Genomic DNA, 21,849 nt, shown 5'->3' with positions numbered 1-21,849 from the left:
GTTAAAGTCTCCTCCTGTTCGCTTAGATATAAAGAATAAATTTATCACGATTTCTGTGAAATACATAGAATCCTAATGCAAGAGAAAGTAAAGACAGGATCATGCATATAGAAAGAGTTCCAAGTTCAGGAGTCACTCCATAGTAAACAACATCTCTAAATAGCTCCACATAATAATAGAGGGGGTTAAACAGGATAAACAGCTGAAACTTTTCAGGTATGATTTTCAAAGGGTAAAATATCGGTGTTAAGTAGTTAAGAGCCGTTAAGAGAACCCCATACAAATGAACAATATCTCTAAAAAACACTGCATAGGTCGAGAGGATCAACCCGATTCCTATGGAAAAAATAAGCATTAGAACGATTGGGATCGGGAACAATAGCATGTGCCATGTCAGTGGTTGTCCCGTGAAAAGGATTATAAAAAACAATGTAGGTAATGAGAAACCCAAATTTACAAACGCAGAAAGAGACTTAGACACAGGAAATATGTATTTAGGCACATATATCTTCTTTATCATCTGGGCATTAGAAAGAACTGCTATCATGGCTACGTTAGTTGCCTCAGAAAAAAAGGCAAATATTACTTGCCCAGAAAGAAGATATACAGGGAAATTTGTAATATCAAATCTGAACAGGTTCGAGAAGACAATAGTAGTTATAATCATCATAAATAACGGGTTAAGCACGCTCCATAAAAGTCCGAGCACAGATCTTTTGTACTTCACTTTAACATCTCTGACGACCAATTCTGATAATAGGTATCTAAACTTGAAGAAATTCCGAAAATACGACTGCAACATATCCCTCTCCTTAATAACGTATTCTACTTTGGTAAATCTATCATTAATCGTTTCATTTATGCTAAAATATCCTCGTACCTACAGGAAAAGGAGATTATAACGTGTCGAAACCAGTATACGGTAAAAATGCAGCTCAGTCGAGAAATGTTGAAAAGATATCCAGCCCGGTATGGGCGTTGGCTGTTGCTTTAATTTTGTTCTTGATCTGGACCCCGTTCCAGGTTGGCTTGTTTAACGGACAGCAGCTGGACTTTGAAAAACCGGTCTACATAGCTTCTCTGCTTAGCAGTTTGCTGCTGCTGCTCTGGATGGGCTTGTATTTTACAAAGTTCAAGCTTGAGGAGCAGCGTGACTTAATTGTAGTTGCGGCTTTGCTGCTTCCTATAACGTATGCGTTGTCGCTCTTTGGCGCAGCTTCGCATTATATGGCGATGAATCTGCTGCTCATACAGAGCATGTACATCGCAATATTCATTATAGCGTTATATTTACTCAAGCAAAAGCAACTAAATGTTGTCATACAGAATGCGGTTCTTGCCATTTCCTATTTTATTGTGATGTTTGGACTGATTAACTGGCTTGGCGGCGCGAAATTTGCCGGAGGCCTGGTGGGATGGTTCTCGAATACGGTGCGCGGCGGAAAATATTTGGATGCCGTAATGACTGACTCCAATGGTCTGCGCCTGACCTCCATTTTCCAGTATGCAAATACTTATGCGGCTTTTCTGATGGCTTTTCTGTTTGTCGCAGTGTTCGCCCTGATCCGCTCTAAAAAGTGGTACGGGACACTGACTCACGGTTTTATGCTGGTACCGATCATTGTTTCCCTGCTGCTGACTTTGTCCCGCGGCGGACTTGTTATGCTGCCGGTTGTATTCATCCTGCTTCTGATCTTGCTCAAACCGGCCCAGCAGATTCTCTGGATTATTCATCTGGCCATTGCCGGTATCGCCGCTCTGGCGGTAACCAACCCGCTCACTACTCTGGGAACGGAGCTGAATACGGCTTTCACTTCCGGGGCTGCCCTCAAAGGCTGGGCTTACCTGATTGTTGCTTCTCTTGTAGTGGCGGGACTCGGATGGGTTATACAACGTTATGTAGCACCTTGGCTGGAGCACAAGCTCGGCGCTTGGGGTTCTCGTAAAGGAACCGGTCTCTGGCTTCCGCTCGGCTCACTCGTTCTCGTGGGAATTGTCGCTTTCCTGTTAATTGGGACAAGCGTACGCAGCATCCTGCCTGCGAACATCGAAACCCGGCTGGAGAACATTAACTTTAAGCAGCACAGCGTGCTGGAACGGTTCACTTTTTATAAGGATGCTATGAAGGTTGTTAAAGACTATCCCATCATTGGAGCCGGCGGCGGCGGTTGGGCATCCCTTTATGAGCAGTATCAGAATAACCCTTACACCAGCCGGCAGGCGCATAACTTCTTCCTGCAGTATCTGATTGAAGTCGGGATTATCGGTTTCATTGTGTTTATAGGTTTTATCGGCTATGTGTTCTACAAATATATCAGCGGCTATCTGAAGCGTGACAAGGATGACTTTGCCAATGGTTACTTCTTCTACATCATTGCATTGTCCATTCTGATCCACAGCTTACTTGATTTTAACTTAAGCTATGCATTCATGGGCATTCTGGTCTTCCTGAGTCTGGCCGGTATGGGAGCTGCAATGGATAGTAAAGCACTGCGCGATAACTGGAACAAGTCCGGACTCCGGATTGGTTATCTGGCGGCAGTTGCTGCGGGGACTGTCCTTCTTCTCTTCCTTTCCATTAATTATCTGAGCTCCAGCACTTCGGCAATGAATGCTAAGAATCTCGTCGGCGTCAGTCAGTCCTATGAAGAAATCAAAGCACCGCTGGTAAAGGCACTGGACAAACGTCCATACCATCCTGAATCGGTACTTTACCTCTCCTCTATGGATCAGCAGGTCTATAACCAGACGCAGGATACCCAGTATCTGGATGAAGCCTATAACCTGGTAACCCGGGCACTGAAGGATGAGCCTTATAACAAGGATATACTGAAGCAGCTTGCCAGTATTTACGATCTGAAAGGACAGGGCGATCAAGCCTTTGCTGTATATCAGGATAACGCTTATAAGTTCTACTGGGATATTGACTGGTATGATGCCATTATTAGCCGCTCGTTCTCCTTGGGGTACACGGCTCATGGGCAGAAGGACGATGCCAAGAAACAAGAATATATTACTGCCGGTCTTGAAGCTTATAAGCATGTAACTGATGGCGTAGAGCATTTAAAGACACTGCCGCCTGAACAGCTGCAGGGGCGTCCTTTCTCTGTCACTCCTAGCATCGCACTGAATGCAGGAAAGCTGCAGCTATTGTCCGGGGACAATGAGCTTGCGGCTGCAACACTCAAATCAGGTCTTAGCGAGGATTACACCGATACTACTAATCGTGAAATTGCCCGGTGGTACCTGGCTGTGCTGAAGCGCAGCGGCGGACAAGATAAGGCTGTATATGACTTGCTGATTGCTGCTGATGCAGCGGAAGCAGCGGCAATTGATTCGATTGCTGCAATGCAGTTTTAATACGGATACACACAAAAAAGGGACAAGGCTGATAATACAGCTTGTCCCTTTTTCGGTGTATCCTGTACTTATGATGTTAGGATCATAACTTTATAGTCTTGCAGCCTTCGCCGCCTCATTATCAATAACTTCTTTAAGATAGTCCAGTAAACCGTCTCTTAACTCCTCATGCTGCAGCGCATAATGAATGGTCGTCTGGATAAAGCCCATCTTCTCGCCGACGTCATGGCGTCTGCCTTCGAAGTCATAGGCAATAATCCGCTCCACATCACTCAGACGGGCAATCGCATCAGTAAGCTGGATTTCGCCGCCTACCCCTACCTGCTGTTCGCCCAGCATATCAAAAATGCGCGGAGTCAGGATATAACGACCCAGAATGGCCAGATTGGATGGAGCGTCTTCACGCTTAGGCTTTTCAACCAGCCGGTTGGCTTTATAAACACGGTCTGCCAATGCGGTACCGTCTACAAGACCGTAACGGGATACTTCCTCCCACGGTACAGGCTGGACTCCCACAATGGAGGATTTGTATTCTTCGTAGACTTCAATCATCTGCTTCAGGCAGGGTTTGTCTGCTTCGACGATATCATCACCGAGCAATACAGCAAATGGCTCATTGCCGATGAATTTGCGGGCGCACCAGATGGCGTGTCCGAGACCGCGCGGCTCCTTTTGACGAATATAATGGATGTCAGCCATCTCGGATGACTTGCGTACAGACTCCAGCAGCTCCCACTTCTGTTTCTCCGCCAGGTTAAACTCCAGTTCAAATGAATTGTCGAAATGATCTTCAATTGCCCGTTTGCCCTTACCCGTTACAATGATGATATCCTCAATCCCGGAAGCAACGGCTTCTTCGACAATATATTGAATCGTCGGCTTGTCTACAATCGGCAGCATTTCTTTAGGCATTGCTTTGGTTGCCGGCAAAAAGCGGGTACCAAGACCCGCTGCGGGAATAATCGCTTTACGGATTTTCATGACATAGCTCCTTCTGTTTCAGTTCTTTAGCGCCGCTACAGCTCTCGTAAAACTTGGCATAATAAATTTCATTATAGCAGTTCAGGAAGGTTTTTGGCAGTTATATTGTTATATGTTAGGAATTAAGGCGGTTTATACAAAAAGAGCCAGGAGGCGCTCAAGTTCTGGCTTAATACTCTTGAGTGGTCCCGGCTCTATATAATAATTAGACTTACTTAGCGTTAACCAATTGTCCGCGTGTAACACCAAGCTGATTAGTCGCCTTAAGGCTCTTCCAGACCTGGGTACCGGAGATTTCACCGCGCAGAGCGCTTGTGTAGAGGCGAATAACCTCTGCCACCTGCCCTGGTGTTTCTTCCAGGAACTCTACCCGGAAGGAGGACACGCCCAGGTCACGGAAATTGTTCAGGTACTCTGCACCCGATTGCTCCACCGCGTTATATACCGTGTTACGGCAGCCTTCGTCTACACGGACAGGATGGGACATGCCGATCCGGTCCTGCAGGGAGGCGCGCTGTTCTTCGCAAGGGCGCCCGCAGTTCGTGTAGTTGGTACCCTCACTCATAAAGGTGCAATATACACAGTGCTCAGTGTGGAACATCGGCAGATGCTGATGGATGACAACCTCCATCCGCGAGGTGTCACTGTGTCCAAGCAGATCGACCATCTGCTGAATGTTCAGGTCATAGGAAGGTGTTACTGTATCCAGACCGGCTTCGAGGAACAGGTCGACGGCTTTGTGATTAGCGATATTCAGGGAGAAATCGCCGATCAGGCGCGGATGCTGTGCATCCGGGTGCTCCAGCCGGTGCTTGAGATAGTAGTACAGCGCACCTGTATTGCGCACCAGCACGGCATCGGGCTGCAGGCGCAGTATATTGGCGTGGTAGCCGTTCTCGCCCGGCATATGGATGCGCGGCGTGGCCAGCGCGATGCTGGCTCCCGCAGCCCGCACAGCGTCTACCGCTGCCGGGAACTGCTTGATGAACTCGAAGTCGGCGTAGATGTTCTTTACGCCGGCTTCGAGCGCAGCTGCACCTGCGGCAGGCTGCGGCACAGCGCGGTAAGCTCCGCTTCACCGCGCACCCCGGCGTCGCCCCTGCGGGCAGCGTCGCCGTAAACCTCTACCGCCCGTTTCACGTAGACGGGCGGCTTCGGGCGCTCGCCGGCAAGCAGCTCCACCGCCTGGCGGCGGATGCTGTTCAGCTCGCGCATAGGCACGATCACGTCGCCTTCCAGGTGCGACTCAAGCGCCTCAAGCTGGAACACGGTCCCGCCAAGGCGGCCGAATTGTTCTTCCAGCAGGGCGGTATCCATCGGGCGCTTCTGCGCGGCTTCCAGCAGCAGCTCCGAATCCACGCGGACCGTAACGTTCTTCTGAACGTCGGTCCACCAGGTAGCCAGCGGCTCGCCTGCGCGGCCCTCGACCTTCACATGTACCGGGAAGACGCGGTACGGCTTCTCGGTTTCATAGGACTGGCGCAACGACTTGTCGAGCGCCGGGTCATTCGTCTTCCAGATGCGGTCACCGACATGCAGTCTGCGCAGATCCACGTCGTTACGGCCGGGCACGATATCAACGATCCAGCCTTCCCCGGCTTCACCCTCAAGCTTCACGCCTTTACGGCGCAGGTCATAGACGCGTCCGCCTTCTTCCTTCTTGGTCGGATCGCCGGCGTCAAATACAATGCCGTCTCCCCGTTTGAGCGGAGCATGAATGCGGCAGACTACACCATCGCGCAGAATCTGCTCGACTGTTCCCATGTACACGCCACGGCTTTTTGGAAAAGTCCCGTCCACCAGCTTCTTATTATTCGTCCCTTCCAGGAACCCGTGCGTAAAGCCGCGGGAAAAGCTCTGCTGCAGCTCACGCATATCCTCCTTGGAAGTTGGCGACCAGTTGCCTTCAAAATACCGGTCAATCGCCTTGCGGTATTTACTGACTACGTTCGCCACGTATTCCGGGCTCTTGAGTCTTCCCTCAATCTTGAAGGAGGTGACGCCGGCCTCAATCAGCTCAGGCATCAGGTCAATCGCCGCCAGATCCTTGGGAGACAGCAGATAGGTCACATCACCCATCGGTTGAACAACGCCATCCACCATCAGATCATACGGAAGCCGGCAGGCCTGGGCGCATTCACCACGGTTCGCAGACGTCCGCCCCACATTTCCGAGGTCAGGCATTGACCGGAATAAGAAACGCAGAGGGCACCATGCACAAACACTTCCATTGGCAGGCGGGCCTGATCCCCGATGGTCTTGATCTGCTTCAGATTATTTTCACGCCCGAGAACCACACGTTCCATACCCCAAGGCTTTGTAAATTCCACCGCTTCCGGCGAAGTAATCGTCATTTGCGTCGAGCCGTGAATCGGGAAGTCCGGAGAAATCTCGCGGATCATCCGCACCAGTCCCAAGTCCTGCACAATCACTGCATCCACACCTGCATCAATACAAGCATCGATCAGTTCCTTGGCATCCGCCAGCTCATTTTCAAACACCAGTATATTAAACGTCAAAAAGCCCTTCACTCCATAGCTATGAAGAAACGCCATAATCTCCGGCAGCTCGTCCATGCGGAAGTTGTTGGCTCTCGCCCGTGCATTAAACTTCTCTACGCCAAAAAAGACCGCATCCGCACCGTTCGCCACTGCTGCACGCATACAATCCCAGTCACCGGCCGAGCCAACAGCTCCACGTCTTCTCTGCGTATTCCTTGCTCGTTCATTTATATCCTCCCAAACCGCTGTTTTGCGGGTCATTTCCAAACCTTTAACTTATTAATTGTATCAAATATCACATCTGTACGCCATCCGTTTACCAACATTTATCTTGGAAGAATCAAAGAAGAATCAGAGCTGATTCAAGCCGAAAATATTAAAAAGACACCTTTATCCACGCCGGAAGCGTTAAAAGGAGTCTTAGGCTTTGCAAAAGTTGAAGTTTGACCAAACACCATCGAGTACCGTACCTGCTAAGTTCAGCTCAGCCAGTTCATAATCATCGCATAATCCGAAACGGCAAACACAAGCAGGCTGACCACACCAAAAGCGATCGCAAACTTATTCTTCTGGGGAGCGCGGAGCAGACGGATGACACCGATAAGAATCAGAATGGTAAAGGCAATCATAAAGAGATCAAAGGTATGAAATTTAGACGGTTCTTGTGCAGCAGCTTCTGCCAGCAGCATGGCATTACCTCCTCAAAAGGGTTGACAAGCAGGTTCATCTAATCCATATCTACCCTTATGTTATCGCTACCAATTGCCCGGCGCAATAGAAAATTGCTAAAAAAGCTGTAATTGTTGTAAAAAATTATTATTCTTCACTATTATCCAGTGATAAATGTGATTTTCTCAATTGACGCGAACAAGCACGGAATAATCTTGGATGGAATTTGATTTATTTTTTCTGAAACCGGTATAAAAAGAACGCCGCAAACGGATATCCGCCTGCAGCGTTCTGAGTTACAGCTTATCTGATCTGCAAAAGAAAACCGCTGCTCCGCTCTAAACCGTCGTCTCAGACTCCTGGAGCTGCATTGCCTCCGTCCGTTCGGTATCACGGATCAGAATCGGCTTCAGGTATCTGCCGGTATAGGACTCCTCGACGGTGATCAGCTTCTCCGGCGTGCCTGTTGCCAGTACCGTTCCGCCGCCGCTGCCGCCTTCCGGCCCCATATCAATGATATAGTCTGCCGTCTTGATGACGTCGAGGTTATGCTCGATGACCAGCACCGATTCCCCGGAATCCACCAGGCGATGTAGCACCTCCAGCAAGCGGCCGATATCGTCCACATGCAGCCCGGTTGTAGGCTCATCCAGAATGTAGAGCGTCTTGCCTGTGCTGCGGCGGTACAGCTCGGAAGCCAGCTTCACACGCTGTGCCTCACCGCCGGACAGGGTCGTCCCAGGCTGGCCAATGTTGATATAACCGAGGCCTACATCCAGCAGAGTCCGCATTTTACGGTGGATTTTCGGGATGTTTTTGAAGAACTCCGTTGCATCCTCTACTGTCATTTCCAGCACATCGGCAATGCTCTTGCCTTTATATTTGACCTCCAGCGTTTCCCGGTTGTACCGTTTGCCCTTACATACTTCGCAAGGAACGTACACATCGGGCAGGAAGTGCATTTCGATCTTAATAATTCCGTCCCCGCGGCAGGCCTCACAGCGGCCGCCCTTGACGTTGAAGCTGAAGCGACCCTTTTGGAACCCGCGTACCTTAGCCTCGTTGGTCTTCGAGAACAGATCGCGGATATCATCAAAGACGCCGGTATAAGTAGCCGGGTTGGATCTCGGAGTGCGCCCGATCGGCGACTGGTCAATCTCGATAACCTTATCCAGATTCTCCAGGCCGCGGATTTCCTTATGCAGACCCGGACGTACCTTCACGGCTCTGTTCAGCTGGCGGGCAAGGCTCTTATACAGAATCTCGTTTACCAGTGAGGACTTCCCGGAGCCGGAGACCCCGGTTACCGCGGTAAAGACGCCCAGCGGGATCTTCACATTAACATTCTTCAGATTATTCTCTTTAGCGCCGCGGATTTCGATCCAGCGGTCATCTGTTGCCCGGCGTTTGGAAGTTACCGGAATAAACTTGCGTCCGCTGAGATATTCCCCGGTCAGGGAATTCGGATCATTCATAATTTCCTGCGGTGTTCCTTGGGCAATAACGCTGCCGCCATGAATACCCGCGCCTGGGCCGATATCGATAATATAGTCAGCCGCCATCATCGTATCCTCGTCATGCTCAACTACAATCAGTGTATTTCCGAGATCGCGCATATGGGCCAAAGTTGAGATCAGCCGGTCATTATCACGCTGATGCAGGCCGATGCTCGGCTCATCCAGAATGTACAGGACGCCCATCAGACTGGAGCCTATCTGGGTTGCCAGCCTGATCCGCTGCGCTTCCCCCCCGGAGAGTGAACCCGCCGCACGGCTGAGCGTCAGATAGTTCAGGCCGACATTGACCAGGAAGCCAAGCCGGCTGCTGATCTCCTTGAGGATCAGGTGGGCGATGGCTGTTTCTTTTTCATTCAGTACAAGGTTTCCGAAGAACTCCTGGCAGTCCCCGATGGACAGGTCTGTAACATCCGCCACATTCCGGTCATTGATGGTTACAGCAAGGATTTCCTTCTTCAGGCGTTTGCCTTTACATACATTACAAGGTTTGGCACTCATGAAGCCTTCAATAAACTCACGGATTCCTTCAGATGCAGTATCCCGGTAGCGCCGTTCCAGATTCGGTATAATTCCTTCGAAGGCGACAAGCGCATCCTTCTTCTGGCCAAAATCATTCTCATACCGGAAACGGATCTTCTCGTTGCCGGTTCCGTACAGGAGCTTGTTCATCTGATCCGGCGTCAGCGTGCTCACCGGCACGTTTTGGGGAATCTTGAAATGCTCGCAGACTGATTTCAGAAACTGCGGATAGTAGTTGGAGGTACTGCCTGTCCACGCCAGAAAGGCACCCTCCTCCACCGACTTCTCCGGGTCAGGGATCAGCAGATCGGGATCGACAACCATGTTCATCCCAAGGCCGTCACATTCCGGGCAGGCACCGAAAGGACTGTTGAAGGAGAACATCCGCGGAGCCAGCTCCTCGATGCTGAAGCCGCACACCGGGCAGGCAAAATTCGAACTGAACAGCAGCTCCTCCTGGCCGATAATATCGACCAGAATCTGACCGCCGGACAGCTTGAGCGCTGTTTCAAGGGAATCCGTCAGCCGGGTCTGCACATCATCCTTGATGACGATACGGTCGACGACGACTTCTATCGTGTGTTTCTTGTTCTTTTCCAGCTCGATCTCTTCGGTAACCTCACGTAATTCACCGTCCACGCGAACACGCACAAACCCTTGCTTAGAGATGTCGCTGAACAGCCCCTTGTGCTCACCCTTACGTCCGGAGATTACCGGAGCCAGGATTTGCAGCCGGGTCTTCTCCGGATATTGCATAATCCGGTCCACCATCTGTTCTACTGTCTGCGAGGTAATCTCGATGCCGTGGTCCGGGCAATGCGGGCGGCCGATCCGGGCAAACAGCAGGCGCAGGTAATCATAGATTTCGGTTACAGTTCCCACTGTCGAACGCGGGTTGCGGCTGGTTGTCTTCTGGTCAATCGAAATTGCCGGGGACAGGCCGTCGATGGAATCGACATCCGGCTTCTCCATCTGGCCAAGGAACTGGCGGGCATACGCGGAAAGAGACTCCACGTAACGCCGTTGTCCTTCGGCATAGATCGTATCGAACGCCAGCGAAGATTTGCCGGAGCCGCTAAGTCCCGTCAGCACAACGAAGCGGTCCCGCGGGATCGTTACGTCGATGTTCTTGAGATTGTGCGCTCGCGCGCCTTTGATGATTATGTTTTCGTTCGCCAACGGTAAAACCTCCAATTTTAAATGCGGAAATATTTTGGGAAAACATTTTCGATCCCTCCCAAACCCTCCCTTGCCAAGGGAGGGCCCCAAGGGTTGCACCCTCTGGACACCCGCAAGGTTTGGCGGGGGAGCAGGGTTGTGGGGACTTAGCTACTTGGGTGCTGGGATCGCTTGTCCCTGCGGGACGCTTGAACTTCAGGCGCTCCAGGGCTGTCCCTGCGGGATGCGCAAGTGCTCAACGGCGGAGCTGTCCCTGCGGGATGCGCCAAGAGCTTTAACTGCAGGCTGTTCCTTCGGAATGCGCAAAGAGCTTTAACTGCGGAGCTGTCCCTCCGGGATGCGCAAGTGCCTCAACTGCAGGCTGTTCCTTCGGAATGCGCAATTACATAGAGCATTAATGTGTTCTGCTTATCTAAAAAGAACGGCCGGGAAAGAGCCGTTCTGTTGAATACGTGGTGTAACCTTACTCGGCGCGCAGCTCCAGCAATGCGTCGCGCAGCTCGGCGGCGCGCTCGAACTGCAGGTTCTTGGCGGCGTCCTTCATCTCCGCCTCCAGACGCTGCATCAGACTCTGTTTGTCTTTCTTGCTCAGCTTACCTCCGGCACCGGTGAGGTACTCGGCCTTGGATTCGGCCACCTTGGTGGCCTCGATGATCTCGCGGACCTTCTTGTTGATCGTCGTTGGTGTAATGCCGTGCTTCTCGTTATAAGCGATCTGAATGGCCCGGCGGCGTTCGGTTTCGCTGATGGCCTTCTCCATCGACTCGGTAATCCGGTCTCCGTACATAATGACCCGGCCGCCCGAGTTACGGGCCGCACGGCCGATTGTCTGGATCAGAGATCGCTCCGAACGGAGGAAGCCCTCCTTATCAGCGTCAAGAATAGCAACCAGGGATACTTCGGGAAGGTCGAGACCTTCTCTTAACAAGTTAATACCCACAAGGACATGGAACGTACCGAGCCGGAGATCGCGCAGGATGGCCATCCGTTCGAGCGTCTTGATGTCGGAGTGCATATAGCGGACTTTGATGCCGATTTCCTTGAAGTAATCGGTCAAATCTTCTGACATCTTCTTGGTCAGAGTGGTCACTAGTACCCGTTCGTCCCGTGCCACACGTTCACGGATCTCATTGATCAGATCATCGATCTGACCTTCCGTCGGCCGGACCTCGATAATAGGATCAAGCAGGCCGGTAGGCCGGATGATCTGCTGTACCATTGTTTCGCAGTGCTCCATTTCGTAGGGTCCCGGCGTTGCCGAGACGTACACAATCTGGTTCACCTTGTCTTCAAATTCTTCAAACTGCAGCGGGCGGTTATCCAGTGCAGAAGGAAGGCGGAAGCCGTGCTCAACAAGCACAGTCTTACGCGCCCGGTCACCGTTATACATGGCCCGGATCTGCGGCAGCGTTACATGAGACTCATCAATTACAATCAGCATGTCGTCCGGGAAATAATCCAGCAGCGTGTACGGAGTAGCTCCCGGTTCACGGAAGGTCAGCGGCCCGGAGTAATTCTCAATTCCTGAGCAGAAGCCGACCTCCTTCATCATCTCAATGTCGTAGCGTGTCCGCTGCTCCAGGCGCTGTGCCTCCAGCAGCTTGCCTGCATCCCGCAGAACGGCCAGACGTTCCTCCAGCTCCCGCTCAATATTGACCAGGGCAACTCGCATCGTCTCTTCCTGGGTAACAAAGTGAGAGGCCGGAAAAATCGCAATATGATCGCGCTCGCCGATCAGCTCTCCGGTCAGCACATCAATTTCGGTAATCCGTTCAATCTCATCACCGAACAGCTCAACCCGGATCGCGTGCTCCCCCTGGGAAGCCGGGAAGATTTCGATGACATCACCGCGTACACGGAAGGTACCCCGCACGAAGTTAATATCATTCCGCTGGTACTGGATATCCACCAGCCGGCTCAGAATCTGGTTGCGAGGCTTCTCCATTCCGACACGTAAGGAGAGCAGAAGGCTGCCGTATTCCTGCGGCGATCCGAGACCGTAAATACACGATACGCTTGCCACAATAATAACGTCACGCCGTTCAAACAACGAACTCGTCGCCGAGTGGCGCAGCTTATCTATCTCTTCATTAATGCTGGAATCTTTCTCGATGTAAGTGTCGGAGGAGGGAATGTAGGCTTCGGGCTGGTAGTAATCGTAGTAACTAACGAAGTAATCAACGGAGTTGCTTGGAAAAAACTCCTTGAATTCACTGGCCAGCTGTGCGGCAAGCGTCTTGTTGTGCGCAATAACCAGTGTAGGACGGTTAAGCTTGGAAATCATTTGTGCAATGGTAAAGGTCTTGCCTGTACCCGTTGCTCCCAGCAGCGTCTGGTGCTTCTTGCCCTGCCGGATGCCGTTCACTAGTTCTTCTATGGCATGAGGCTGATCGCCCTGGGGTGTATACTCGGACTCCAGTTTAAAAGTCTTCGTACTGACGACAATATCACTCATTTGCCCGTCTCCCCTCTATCGTCTAAAATATATTAATATACTATAATTGTGGTCTGTTTGCGCTAATCCCATACCGTTTAAAAATATGGAAGATAAGAATGCGTGTTCCCGTTTATTATACAGTGTTGCCTACATGGATGCAAACCATATTATATAGAAATCTAAGGAGACTGATCCTATGGATATTACCTCAATTATCGGCCTCCTGGCCGGACTGGCCGCGCTGATCGGCGGTTTTTTCTGGGAAGGCGGCAACCTGTCAGGACTGCTTCAGCCAAACGCCGCCCTTATTGTATTCGGAGGCACGCTGGCTGCGGTGCTGATCAGCTTTCCCGCCTCCAGACTGCGATCTGTTCCCGCTGCGCTGCGCCTGGCTTTTGGCAGACAGCCTGATACCAATTTAGATAAGGCCCAGGAGCTCATCTCGATGGCAGCTATTACACGAAGGGGCGGTGTTCTTGCACTGGAAAAGCAGGCGGAGGAGCATCCCGATCCGTTTACCCGTGAAGGGCTGCTGCTTATCGTCGACGGCACCGATCCGGACCAGGTACGCCAGATTCTGGAGCTGGATATGGATGCCAAAGAGCTGAAATATGAAGGCTATGCCAAAATTTTTGAAGCTGCAGGCGGGTACGCCCCGACCATGGGGATCATCGGAACCGTCATGGGACTTATTCATGTGCTTAGTAACCTTTCCGACCCGTCAGGTCTTGGTTCATCCATCGCTGTCGCTTTTACAGCGACACTGTACGGTGTAGCCAGTGCTAATTTAATCTTTTTACCCATCGCCTCAAAAATCAAATCCCGTGCCAGTGCAGAGCTAAGCAGCATGGAGATGCTGCTGGTCGGCATACTGTCCCTGCAGAACGGCGATCCTCCGCATCTGGTGCGCAAGAAGCTGGGCTCCTTTATCGCAGATTCATCGGATATAGAGAGATCCTTCAGAGGCCTGTCATGAAGCAGCGGAACCGGCGCACCCGCAAATCGGATGGACAGCACGAGCCCCGGGACCGCTGGATGATTACCTATGCGGATCTGATTACGCTGCTGCTGATTTTTTTCGTCGTCATGTATGCCATGAGCAGTCTGGATACCGAGAAATACAGGATTGTGACGGGATCCCTGTCCGAAACATTCCGGAGCGGCAACCCTGTACTGGATGGAGGAAGCGGTGTACTGGACGGAGAGAATGGAATTCAGGACCCTCCTTCCGCAGTAGAGCCAAACAATGGGGGCGGGAATGGGGTAAGTAATTCCGGAAACGGAGGAACTGGCAATTCGGGCAGCGGTACTGGTGAAGCACCTTCGACAGAAGAACAGGACGGGAATGAGCCGCCGTCAGCGCGCGAGCTTGCTTTTCGCGAGCAGGAAGCCAAGCTTAATGCGCTCATGGACGTAATAACAGCTTATGTTGAGGACAATAATCTCGGCGACCAGATCTTTGTGGCGGACAAGCCGCAGGGCATTGCCATTACACTCAGCGACCGCTTTTTGTTCGATGTCGGCCGGGCTGAGCTGAAGCCGCCTGCTTTTCCGGCGCTCCGACAGCTCTCGGGTTTATTCAGCGGCATAGGCGCATCCATCAGCATTGAAGGCCATACTGATAATACACCTGTATCCGCCGGCTCACAGTATAACGACAACTGGGATCTTTCGGGGGCGCGTGCGCTTTCAGTTCTGCGTTTTTTCCTCGACAGCGAAGGGCTTGATCCTGGAACCTTTCAGTATGCGGGATATGCCGACACAAGGCCCGCCTATGACAATGCTACCGCCGAAGGGCGCCAGAGAAACCGCCGGGTTGAGCTGATTGTGCTCAGGCAGCTGCAGGAAGAGGAATAACGGATTCGTTTCAGCCAAGAGATCAGCAGAATGTAAAACTTCTAAATTTTGCTGACAGGGAGCCTGAATCCAGATGGATAATAACAACGAAATAACAACCGGATCCTCACGTTACCGGGAGATGATCTCGCTGTGCAGTTCTTTGCTGATCACTGCTTTTGTCTCGACCTGGATCACCTTGGGAATTGGTTTCACTTCCCGTATATTGATCATGTTTACTTCGAATCATTATTTCTGGGGTGATGATGCTTACAGCTATCCTGCCGGCAAGCTAATCTGGATGGCAGGACAATATTTGCTAGCCGGAGGAGCGTTTGCACTGGCTTGGTATGTCTATTTGTGGATACTGTCCAGCCATTCGGAGACCGGAGTCATCCGCCGCTTTCCTCTGCAGCTGCTGTTTGCTTACGTGCCGCTGCTACTACTTTTTTTGCAGATAAATCCTATATATAATCCGGATCAGATGATTCCATCATCATCTGGTGAGATAAGATTTTTTCTCTGTATGGGTATGTCCGCAGTGCTGCTGTTTCCGTTTTACCCTATCTTGATCTACCGTTTTGTGCTGCGTGTCAACGCACCGCCTAACCGTACTTTCAGGCTCCTTCTTCTCCTAATTTCATTTGCACTAATTGGCACGGGGCTATTGCCCTTGTTATGGCGGATCGCCCCGCAGCTTTACCCTGAGATTAACAAATTCCCCACCTTTTATTAAGGACAGCTTCAGAGGCAGCAGAAAAAGACGGACTCCGCGCAGCATGATGTAAGCCGCGTACGAAATCCGCCTCTATATTACACAGGTACCCCTACCTCGGCGAAGGCAGGAGCACCTGTTTTTTATTTGCACAAATTGTACAGCTCTTATTCCCCAATCAGTTCACGGTAAGCAGCCGCGTCCAGCAGTCCGGCAACAGCATCACTGTACTCGCCGTCAAGCTCAAGCTCAAAAATCCAGCCCCCGCTGTAAGGCTCGTCATTAAGCAGCTCGGGACTTGCTTCCAGCGCATCGTTGATCCGGGTAACCTTTCCCGAGACGGGTGAATATAATTCGGAAACTGTCTTTACAGACTCAATGCTTCCCACACTGTCACCGGCGGAAATAGCAGCCCCTACCTCAGGAAACTCAACAAACACGATATCTCCGAGCAGGTGCTGGGCATGATCTGTAATCCCGACCCGTACTACGCGTCCTTCACCCTGCTGAGCCCATTCGTGCTCTTCACTGTACCGCAGGTTGTCTAACACTTCACTCATTTCAAGCCGCCTCATTTCCGAATTTGGTGTTGTAAATGTAGTTATAGACTAAAATACCAACTTGCGCAATGTCAATATAACTGACAGGAAATTTAATTTTGTCGTTTTTTTGACGTTTTTTTGTTGACGCGCGGCCCAATACCCGGTTTAATGGAGACAGCAGATTTGCATGGCGCTTGTTAGCGCCGTTTCAGATCATGATTGTTCAGGATAGAATACTATATGGTTTGCGAATGATGGCATAGGGAGAGACTGTCTCCCGAAGACAGCGCCGAAGGAGTAAGCCCGGGCGGGTGAATCTCTCAGGCAAAAGGACCTTTGCCGGACGCATCTCTGGAGAGCATCAGTCCCTGCAACGCAGCGCACTGATCACCAACGGGGAAACCTGCCGGATGACTCCGTGCGGGGTAACTCTCAGGTACAAAGGACAGAGCGGAACGCTATTTATGCACGTTAAGTGCGTATTTTAGCGACCGTTCTGTCCTTTTTTTGTTGTCCTTTTAAACAGGTGCCGGCCCGGACGGGCACGGAACAGCCGCTTTGGCTTGTGTGTAATCAGATCAGGGGAGTGAGCACATGGATGCTTTGAAGAGAACGCCTTTTTACAGCCTTTATTCCGCTTATGCGGAGGCCAGATGCATCGATTTCGGCGGCTGGGAGCTGCCGGTGCAGTTCACAGGAATCGTCAAGGAGCATGAGGCAGTCCGCCAGCAGGCCGGATTGTTCGATGTCTCGCATATGGGGGAATTCATGGTCAGCGGGAGCGGCTCGGAAGCTTTTCTGCAAAAAATGACCACTAACGATGTCAGCCGGCTGGTTGACGGTGCGGCACAATACACCCTGATGCTGTATCCGAACGGCGGAGTGGTGGATGACCTGCTCGTCTACCGCCTCGGCGAAGAACGCTACATGCTAGTCGTCAACGCCTCCAACATCGACAAGGACTTCCAGTGGCTGCAGGAGCATCTTACTCCCGAGTTCAACGGAGTCAGTCTGGTGAATGTCTCGGAGGATACCCTGCTGCTCGCACTGCAAGGGCCGCTGGCGGAAACGATTCTCCGTGAAGTTACCTCCGCAAATGTCGCTGAGCTTAAGCCGTTCCACTTCATCGAAAAAGCCGAAGTATGCGATGCAGAAGTACTGCTCTCCCGTACCGGCTACACCGGCGAAGACGGCTTTGAGCTGTACGCCCCGGCGGACACGGCTGCCGCTTTGTGGAACGGCCTGCTTGCAGCCGGTGCTCCGCACGGACTGACGCCGGCCGCCTCGGCGCGCGCGACACGCTCCGCTTCGAAGCCAAGCTGCCGCTCTACGGCCAGGAGCTGTCGGCAGACATCACCCCGCTGGAAGCGGGCGTGCAGTTCTTCGTCAAGCTGGACAAAGCCGACTTCATCGGCAAGGATGCGCTGGTGAAGCTGAAGGAAGAGGGGCTGTCCCGCCGTCTGGTCGGGCTTGAGATGATTGACCGCGGGATTCCGCGTTCCCATTATCCGGTATACGCGGACGGCGTAAAGATCGGCGAAGTAACAACCGGAACCCAGTCCCCGACGCTGAAGCGCAACCTGGGGCTTGCACTGATTGATGCCGCCTACAGCGAAATTGGCACAGAAGTTTTCGTAGAGATCCGCGGCAAGCAGCTGAAGGCCGCCGTGGTCAAAGCGCCGTTTTATAAAAAGCCGCAAGGAGTGAAGCCGCAATGAAGCACCGCTATCTGCCCATGACTGAGCAGGACCGCCAGGAGATGATGGAAGCCGTGGGCATTCAGTCCATGGAAGAGCTATTCATCGATATTCCGCAATCTGTACGCTACCAGGGCATATTGCCCATGTCAGAGGCTTTGGATGAATATGCTCTGCTCCGCCATATGAGAGAGCTGGCTGACAAGAATGCCAATTTTGATACCCACACCAGCTTCCTCGGAGCCGGAATCTATGATCACCATATCCCTGTAGTTATTAACCATGTGATTTCCCGTTCGGAGTTCTATACGGCTTATACCCCTTATCAGCCTGAGATCAGCCAGGGCGAGCTGCAGGCGATTTTCGAGTTTCAATCCTACATCTGCGAGCTTACCGGCATGAAGGTGGCCAACGCCAGCATGTACGATGGCGCTACTGCCTTCGCAGAAGCAGCTGTTCTGGCGGCAGGCGCTACCAAACGTAAAAAGCTGATTGTTTCCCGTACCGTTCACCCGGAAGCCCGCCAAGTGCTGCTCACTTCGGCCGGTGCCTGGGGACTTGAGGTTGTGGAAATTGATTATAAAGACGGCGTTACCGATCAGTCCAAGCTGGCCGAAGCGATCGACGGAGATACCGCAGCAGTGCTGGTACAGTCTCCAAACTTCTTCGGAGCTATTGAAGACCTTGGCGCAATCGAACCGCTGATTCACTCCGTCAAAGGACTGCTCGTAGTCAGCGCCAACCCGCTGGCACTGGGCGTTCTGGAAACACCGGGCAAGCTCGGAGCCGACATTGTAGTCGGTGACGCACAGCCGCTGGGCATTCCAGCTTCGCTTGGCGGTCCTACCTGCGGATTCTTCGCTGTAGCCGAGCCGCTGATGCGCCGGATGCCGGGCCGGATCGTCGGCCAGACCGTTGACCGTAACGGTAAACGCGGCTTTGTTCTTACTCTTCAGGCCCGCGAGCAGCATATCCGCCGTGAAAAAGCGACCTCAAACATCTGCTCCAACCAGGCGCTGCTGGCGCTGTGCGCTTCCGTCTACCTGTCCGTTATGGGAAAAGAGGGCATGCGTGAGGTCGGCGAGCTGAATATCCGTAAGAGCCACTATGCAGCCGGCAAACTCGTAGAGCTTACAGGCGCTGCTCAAGCGTTCACTGCACCGTTCTTTAATGAGTTTGTCCTGAAGCTTCCTGAGGGAAGCAATGTCAGTGAAATCAATTCGAAGCTTGTTAAGGAAGGCTACCTCGGCGGCTACGATCTCGGCCGTGATTATCCGGAGCTGGCCGGGCATATGCTGGTTGCCGTCACAGAGAAAAGAAGCAAGTCGGAAATCGACCAATTCGCCAAGCTACTGGAGGGCTGTTTATGAAACCGGAACAAAGTCTGATTTTTGAGCTTAGCCGTCCCGGCCGCTCCGCCTATTCCCTGCCGGTATGCGATGTTCCTGAGGATGAAGCCATTGATTCGCTGATTCCGGCCGGACTGCTGCGCAGCGAGCCTGTGCTTTTGCCGGAAGTATCCGAAGTGGATGTAATCCGCCACTATACTGCTCTTTCCCGCCGCAACTTCGGTGTCGATAACGGCTTCTATCCGCTCGGCTCCTGTACGATGAAATACAATCCGAAGATCAATGAGGATGTTGCCCGCTTCCCGGGTCTGGCCAAGATTCACCCGTACCAGCCGGAGGAGAGCATTCAAGGCGCACTTGAATTAATGTATACTCTGCAAAAAGATCTGGCCGCCCTGACCGGCATGGATGCCGTCTCCCTCCAGCCTGCTGCCGGCGCCCACGGGGAATGGACCGGCCTGATGATGATCCGCGCCTACCACGAAAGCCGCGGCGAGAAGCGTACGAAGGTTATTGTGCCAGACTCCTCGCACGGCACTAACCCGGCCAGTGCTGCAGCTGCCGGCCTTGAAACCGTAACGATCCCATCCAACGCCAAAGGCATGGTTGACCTGGAAGCCCTGAAGGCTGCCGTCGGCAGCGACACGGCTGCACTGATGCTGACTAACCCGAGTACGCTCGGCCTGTTCGAGACACAGATTGTCGAGATCGCCGAGATTGTTCACGAAGCAGGCGGTTTACTCTATTACGATGGTGCAAACTCCAACGCCATCATGGGCATTACCCGTCCGGGCGACATGGGCTTTGATGTGGTGCATTTAAATTTGCACAAAACAATGAGCACCCCGCACGGCGGCGGCGGACCGGGAGCCGGACCTGTCGGCGTGAAGTCGATCCTGATTCCGTTCCTGCCTCAGCCGACAGTAGTTCAGAACGAAGACAGCAGCTACTCGCTGAACTACGGCGGGCCGGAATCCATCGGCCGGGTCAAAGCTTTTTACGGCAACTTCGGCATTCTCGTCCGTGCCTACGCCTACATCCGCACCTACGGACCAGACGGCCTGCGTGAGGTGTCCGAGAACGCTGTGCTGAATGCCAACTATATGATGCACCGGCTGGCGCCGTATTTTGAAATCCCGTATCCGGGCGTCTGCAAGCATGAGTTCGTCATGTCCGGCCGCAATCTCAAGCAATACGGCGTGCGTACGCTGGACGTAGCCAAACGGCTGCTAGACTTCGGCTACCACCCGCCTACTGTCTACTTCCCGCTCACCGTCGAGGAGTGCATGATGATCGAGCCGACCGAGACCGAAAGCAAGGAAACGCTCGACGGCTTCATCGAAACAATGATTCAGATCGTCAAGGAAGCCCAGGAGACACCGGAGATCGTCATCAATGCTCCGCACACGACCGAAATCAGTCGTCTGGATGAAACCCAGGCTGCGCGGAAGCCGGTGCTGAACTGCTCTTGCGGTTAACCGTTTATGCCTGTAACACAATCAAAGCCGCCCCGTACTATCACTATCCGGGCCGTTTTATATGCCATCCCACTTACCTATATAGATTGAACTTGATATACAACAATAGATCACACTTCAATCTATATCGCCCGTAAGCTTCCTAATAAACTGCCATCTGTCGCTCACCCGCATTTTACTGTAAATATTCTTCAGTACGTTCCTTACTGTCCCTTCGCTGATCCCCAGCTCATTGGATATGTGCAGCGCGCTTTTCTCCAGCAGCCACTGCCGGGCTACATCCTGCTCACGCGCACTCAGCCTGTAATGCTGAAAGCGGCTCTCCAGCCGGTACTCGCGGATTCCGGGATTACGCTCCATCCATTTCCCCGTGATGTTCTCGGCAATCTGCTGCACAAAGGGAATGGCGAATTCGATCTGCTCTTTTTTATGAAAAGAAATATCGACATAGCCATAGGTACGGCCATCTGTCTGCAGTGGTGCACATATGCAGTTCCAATCTGCAAAGGCCGGATCGGAGTGCTCATCGCCGCGTACGACACCAATGCAGTCCATCTCCATCGCCAGCGACACCGCATTCAGACCCGAATGCTGCCTGCACAGGCTGATCCCTGTACCTAACTCCGTCCTGATCAGCTCCTCACGAAGCTCCGGCGAAGAGCATACCAGTTCCAGAATAACACCAGCCCGATCTGTCAGAAATACGGCATACGGAATGGAGATAAAGCTCCCGATCCTGTTCATCTCGCTGCGGATGGAAGCAATCATGGCCTCATGGTAGATCTGTTCCTCCGGCTTCATATTAGAACCCTTCCTGGTCAGGCCCCCGCTTAACCTTTGACGGAATAATTCAAGCCGTTCTTCCGGCAAGTCGGCAGGCCGGCACCAGGCTCTGGTCTTTTCGTAGGTACTCAAAACAATCCCCCCAGTCGCACCCTATTCTACCTATTATAGTACGTAAAAAACTATTTTTCAGTTTCTGATCTATTCCGCCAGTTTTCGACACCGGTCAAGTGCTATATTTGAACATGGCTTTTGGCAAAGAATCGTAATCATGAAGAGTAAAGGA

General features: G+C 52.2%; 13 protein-coding genes, 2 pseudogenes and 1 riboswitch. Of the genes and pseudogenes, 7 read left to right on the top strand and 8 right to left on the bottom strand.

What is annotated here, in order from left to right; translation table 11 throughout:
- Positions 1–22 precede the first annotated feature (22 nt).
- Positions 23–802 (bottom strand): ABC transporter permease, encoded by a 780-nt coding sequence (locus tag AWJ19_RS14410; RefSeq protein ID WP_068724725.1) that lies wholly within the window; start codon positions 800–802, stop codon positions 23–25.
- Between the two features lie 101 nt (positions 803–903).
- Here AWJ19_RS14410 and AWJ19_RS14405 point away from each other — a divergent pair, with 101 nt between their 5' ends.
- Positions 904–3,360 carry an O-antigen ligase family protein gene (locus AWJ19_RS14405; RefSeq protein ID WP_068724723.1) on the top strand — a complete coding sequence of 819 codons (2,457 nt, stop codon included), beginning with the start codon at positions 904–906 and terminating at the stop codon, positions 3,358–3,360.
- 90 nt (positions 3,361–3,450) lie between these two features.
- On the opposite strand, the gene galU is transcribed toward AWJ19_RS14405, so the two are convergent.
- The 5 genes and pseudogenes from galU to uvrB all read right to left on the bottom strand — a co-directional run bounded on the left by galU (position 3,451) and on the right by uvrB (position 13,181).
- On the bottom strand, positions 3,451–4,341 hold the full coding sequence (galU, locus tag AWJ19_RS14400; protein ID WP_068724721.1) for a UTP--glucose-1-phosphate uridylyltransferase GalU: 891 nt from the start codon (positions 4,339–4,341) through the stop codon (positions 3,451–3,453).
- Between the two features lie 211 nt (positions 4,342–4,552).
- Positions 4,553–7,069, bottom strand: a pseudogene (locus tag AWJ19_RS14395) (DUF3656 domain-containing protein).
- A gap of 252 nt (positions 7,070–7,321) precedes the next feature.
- Entirely contained in the window at positions 7,322–7,531 is a 210-nt protein-coding gene (locus tag AWJ19_RS14390) for a hypothetical protein (protein ID WP_068724719.1), read from the bottom strand.
- A gap of 318 nt (positions 7,532–7,849) precedes the next feature.
- Positions 7,850–10,726, bottom strand: coding sequence for an excinuclease ABC subunit UvrA (uvrA, locus tag AWJ19_RS14385; RefSeq protein WP_068724717.1), 2,877 nt, complete (start codon positions 10,724–10,726; stop codon positions 7,850–7,852).
- A 463-nt stretch (positions 10,727–11,189) separates the two neighbouring features.
- A complete protein-coding gene (gene uvrB, locus AWJ19_RS14380; protein ID WP_068724715.1) occupies positions 11,190–13,181 on the bottom strand; it encodes an excinuclease ABC subunit UvrB in 1,992 nt (663 codons plus the stop codon).
- Between the two features lie 178 nt (positions 13,182–13,359).
- Here uvrB and AWJ19_RS14375 point away from each other — a divergent pair, with 178 nt between their 5' ends.
- The 3 genes from AWJ19_RS14375 to AWJ19_RS14365 all read left to right on the top strand — a co-directional run bounded on the left by AWJ19_RS14375 (position 13,360) and on the right by AWJ19_RS14365 (position 15,735).
- Positions 13,360–14,139 carry a flagellar motor protein gene (locus AWJ19_RS14375; protein WP_068724713.1) on the top strand — a complete coding sequence of 260 codons (780 nt, stop codon included), beginning with the start codon at positions 13,360–13,362 and terminating at the stop codon, positions 14,137–14,139.
- Positions 14,136–15,020 (top strand): flagellar motor protein MotB, encoded by an 885-nt coding sequence (locus AWJ19_RS14370; RefSeq protein WP_068724712.1) that lies wholly within the window; start codon positions 14,136–14,138, stop codon positions 15,018–15,020. Before AWJ19_RS14375 ends, AWJ19_RS14370 begins: the two co-directional genes overlap by 4 nt.
- A gap of 73 nt (positions 15,021–15,093) precedes the next feature.
- Positions 15,094–15,735, top strand: a complete 642-nt coding sequence (locus AWJ19_RS14365) for a hypothetical protein (RefSeq protein WP_068724707.1) — start codon at positions 15,094–15,096, stop codon at positions 15,733–15,735.
- A gap of 146 nt (positions 15,736–15,881) precedes the next feature.
- Here the strand turns inward: AWJ19_RS14365 and gcvH are convergent, their stop codons facing one another.
- Positions 15,882–16,274, bottom strand: coding sequence for a glycine cleavage system protein GcvH (gcvH, locus tag AWJ19_RS14360; RefSeq protein WP_068724706.1), 393 nt, complete (start codon positions 16,272–16,274; stop codon positions 15,882–15,884).
- Between the two features lie 233 nt (positions 16,275–16,507).
- Positions 16,508–16,602: riboswitch (glycine riboswitch) on the top strand.
- 248 nt (positions 16,603–16,850) lie between these two features.
- Here gcvH and gcvT point away from each other — a divergent pair.
- The 3 genes and pseudogenes from gcvT (at position 16,851) to gcvPB (ending at position 20,780) form a co-directional block, all read left to right on the top strand.
- A pseudogene (gene gcvT / locus AWJ19_RS14355) lies at positions 16,851–17,974 on the top strand (glycine cleavage system aminomethyltransferase GcvT).
- Positions 17,971–19,323: an aminomethyl-transferring glycine dehydrogenase subunit GcvPA gene (gene gcvPA / locus AWJ19_RS14350; RefSeq protein WP_068724704.1), complete on the top strand. Its 1,353-nt coding sequence runs from the start codon at positions 17,971–17,973 to the stop codon at positions 19,321–19,323. The pseudogene gcvT and the gene gcvPA overlap by 4 nt, the downstream one beginning before the upstream one ends.
- Entirely contained in the window at positions 19,320–20,780 is a 1,461-nt protein-coding gene (gene gcvPB, locus AWJ19_RS14345; RefSeq protein WP_068724702.1) for an aminomethyl-transferring glycine dehydrogenase subunit GcvPB, read from the top strand. The genes gcvPA and gcvPB overlap by 4 nt, the downstream gene beginning before the upstream one ends.
- 117 nt (positions 20,781–20,897) lie before the next feature.
- Here the strand turns inward: gcvPB and AWJ19_RS14340 are convergent, their stop codons facing one another.
- The gene (locus AWJ19_RS14340) at positions 20,898–21,695 is read right to left on the bottom strand and encodes a helix-turn-helix transcriptional regulator (protein WP_128083604.1); all 798 of its coding nucleotides are present in this window, start codon (positions 21,693–21,695) and stop codon (positions 20,898–20,900) included.
- Positions 21,696–21,849 lie beyond the last annotated feature (154 nt).

Origin of the sequence: Paenibacillus sp. DMB5 (genome assembly GCF_001517085.1) — a bacterium.
GTDB lineage: Bacteria > Bacillota > Bacilli > Paenibacillales > Paenibacillaceae > Paenibacillus_AQ.
The sequence above is the reverse complement of the archived record's forward strand: the minus strand, read 5'-3'. Positions and strand labels throughout refer to the sequence as shown.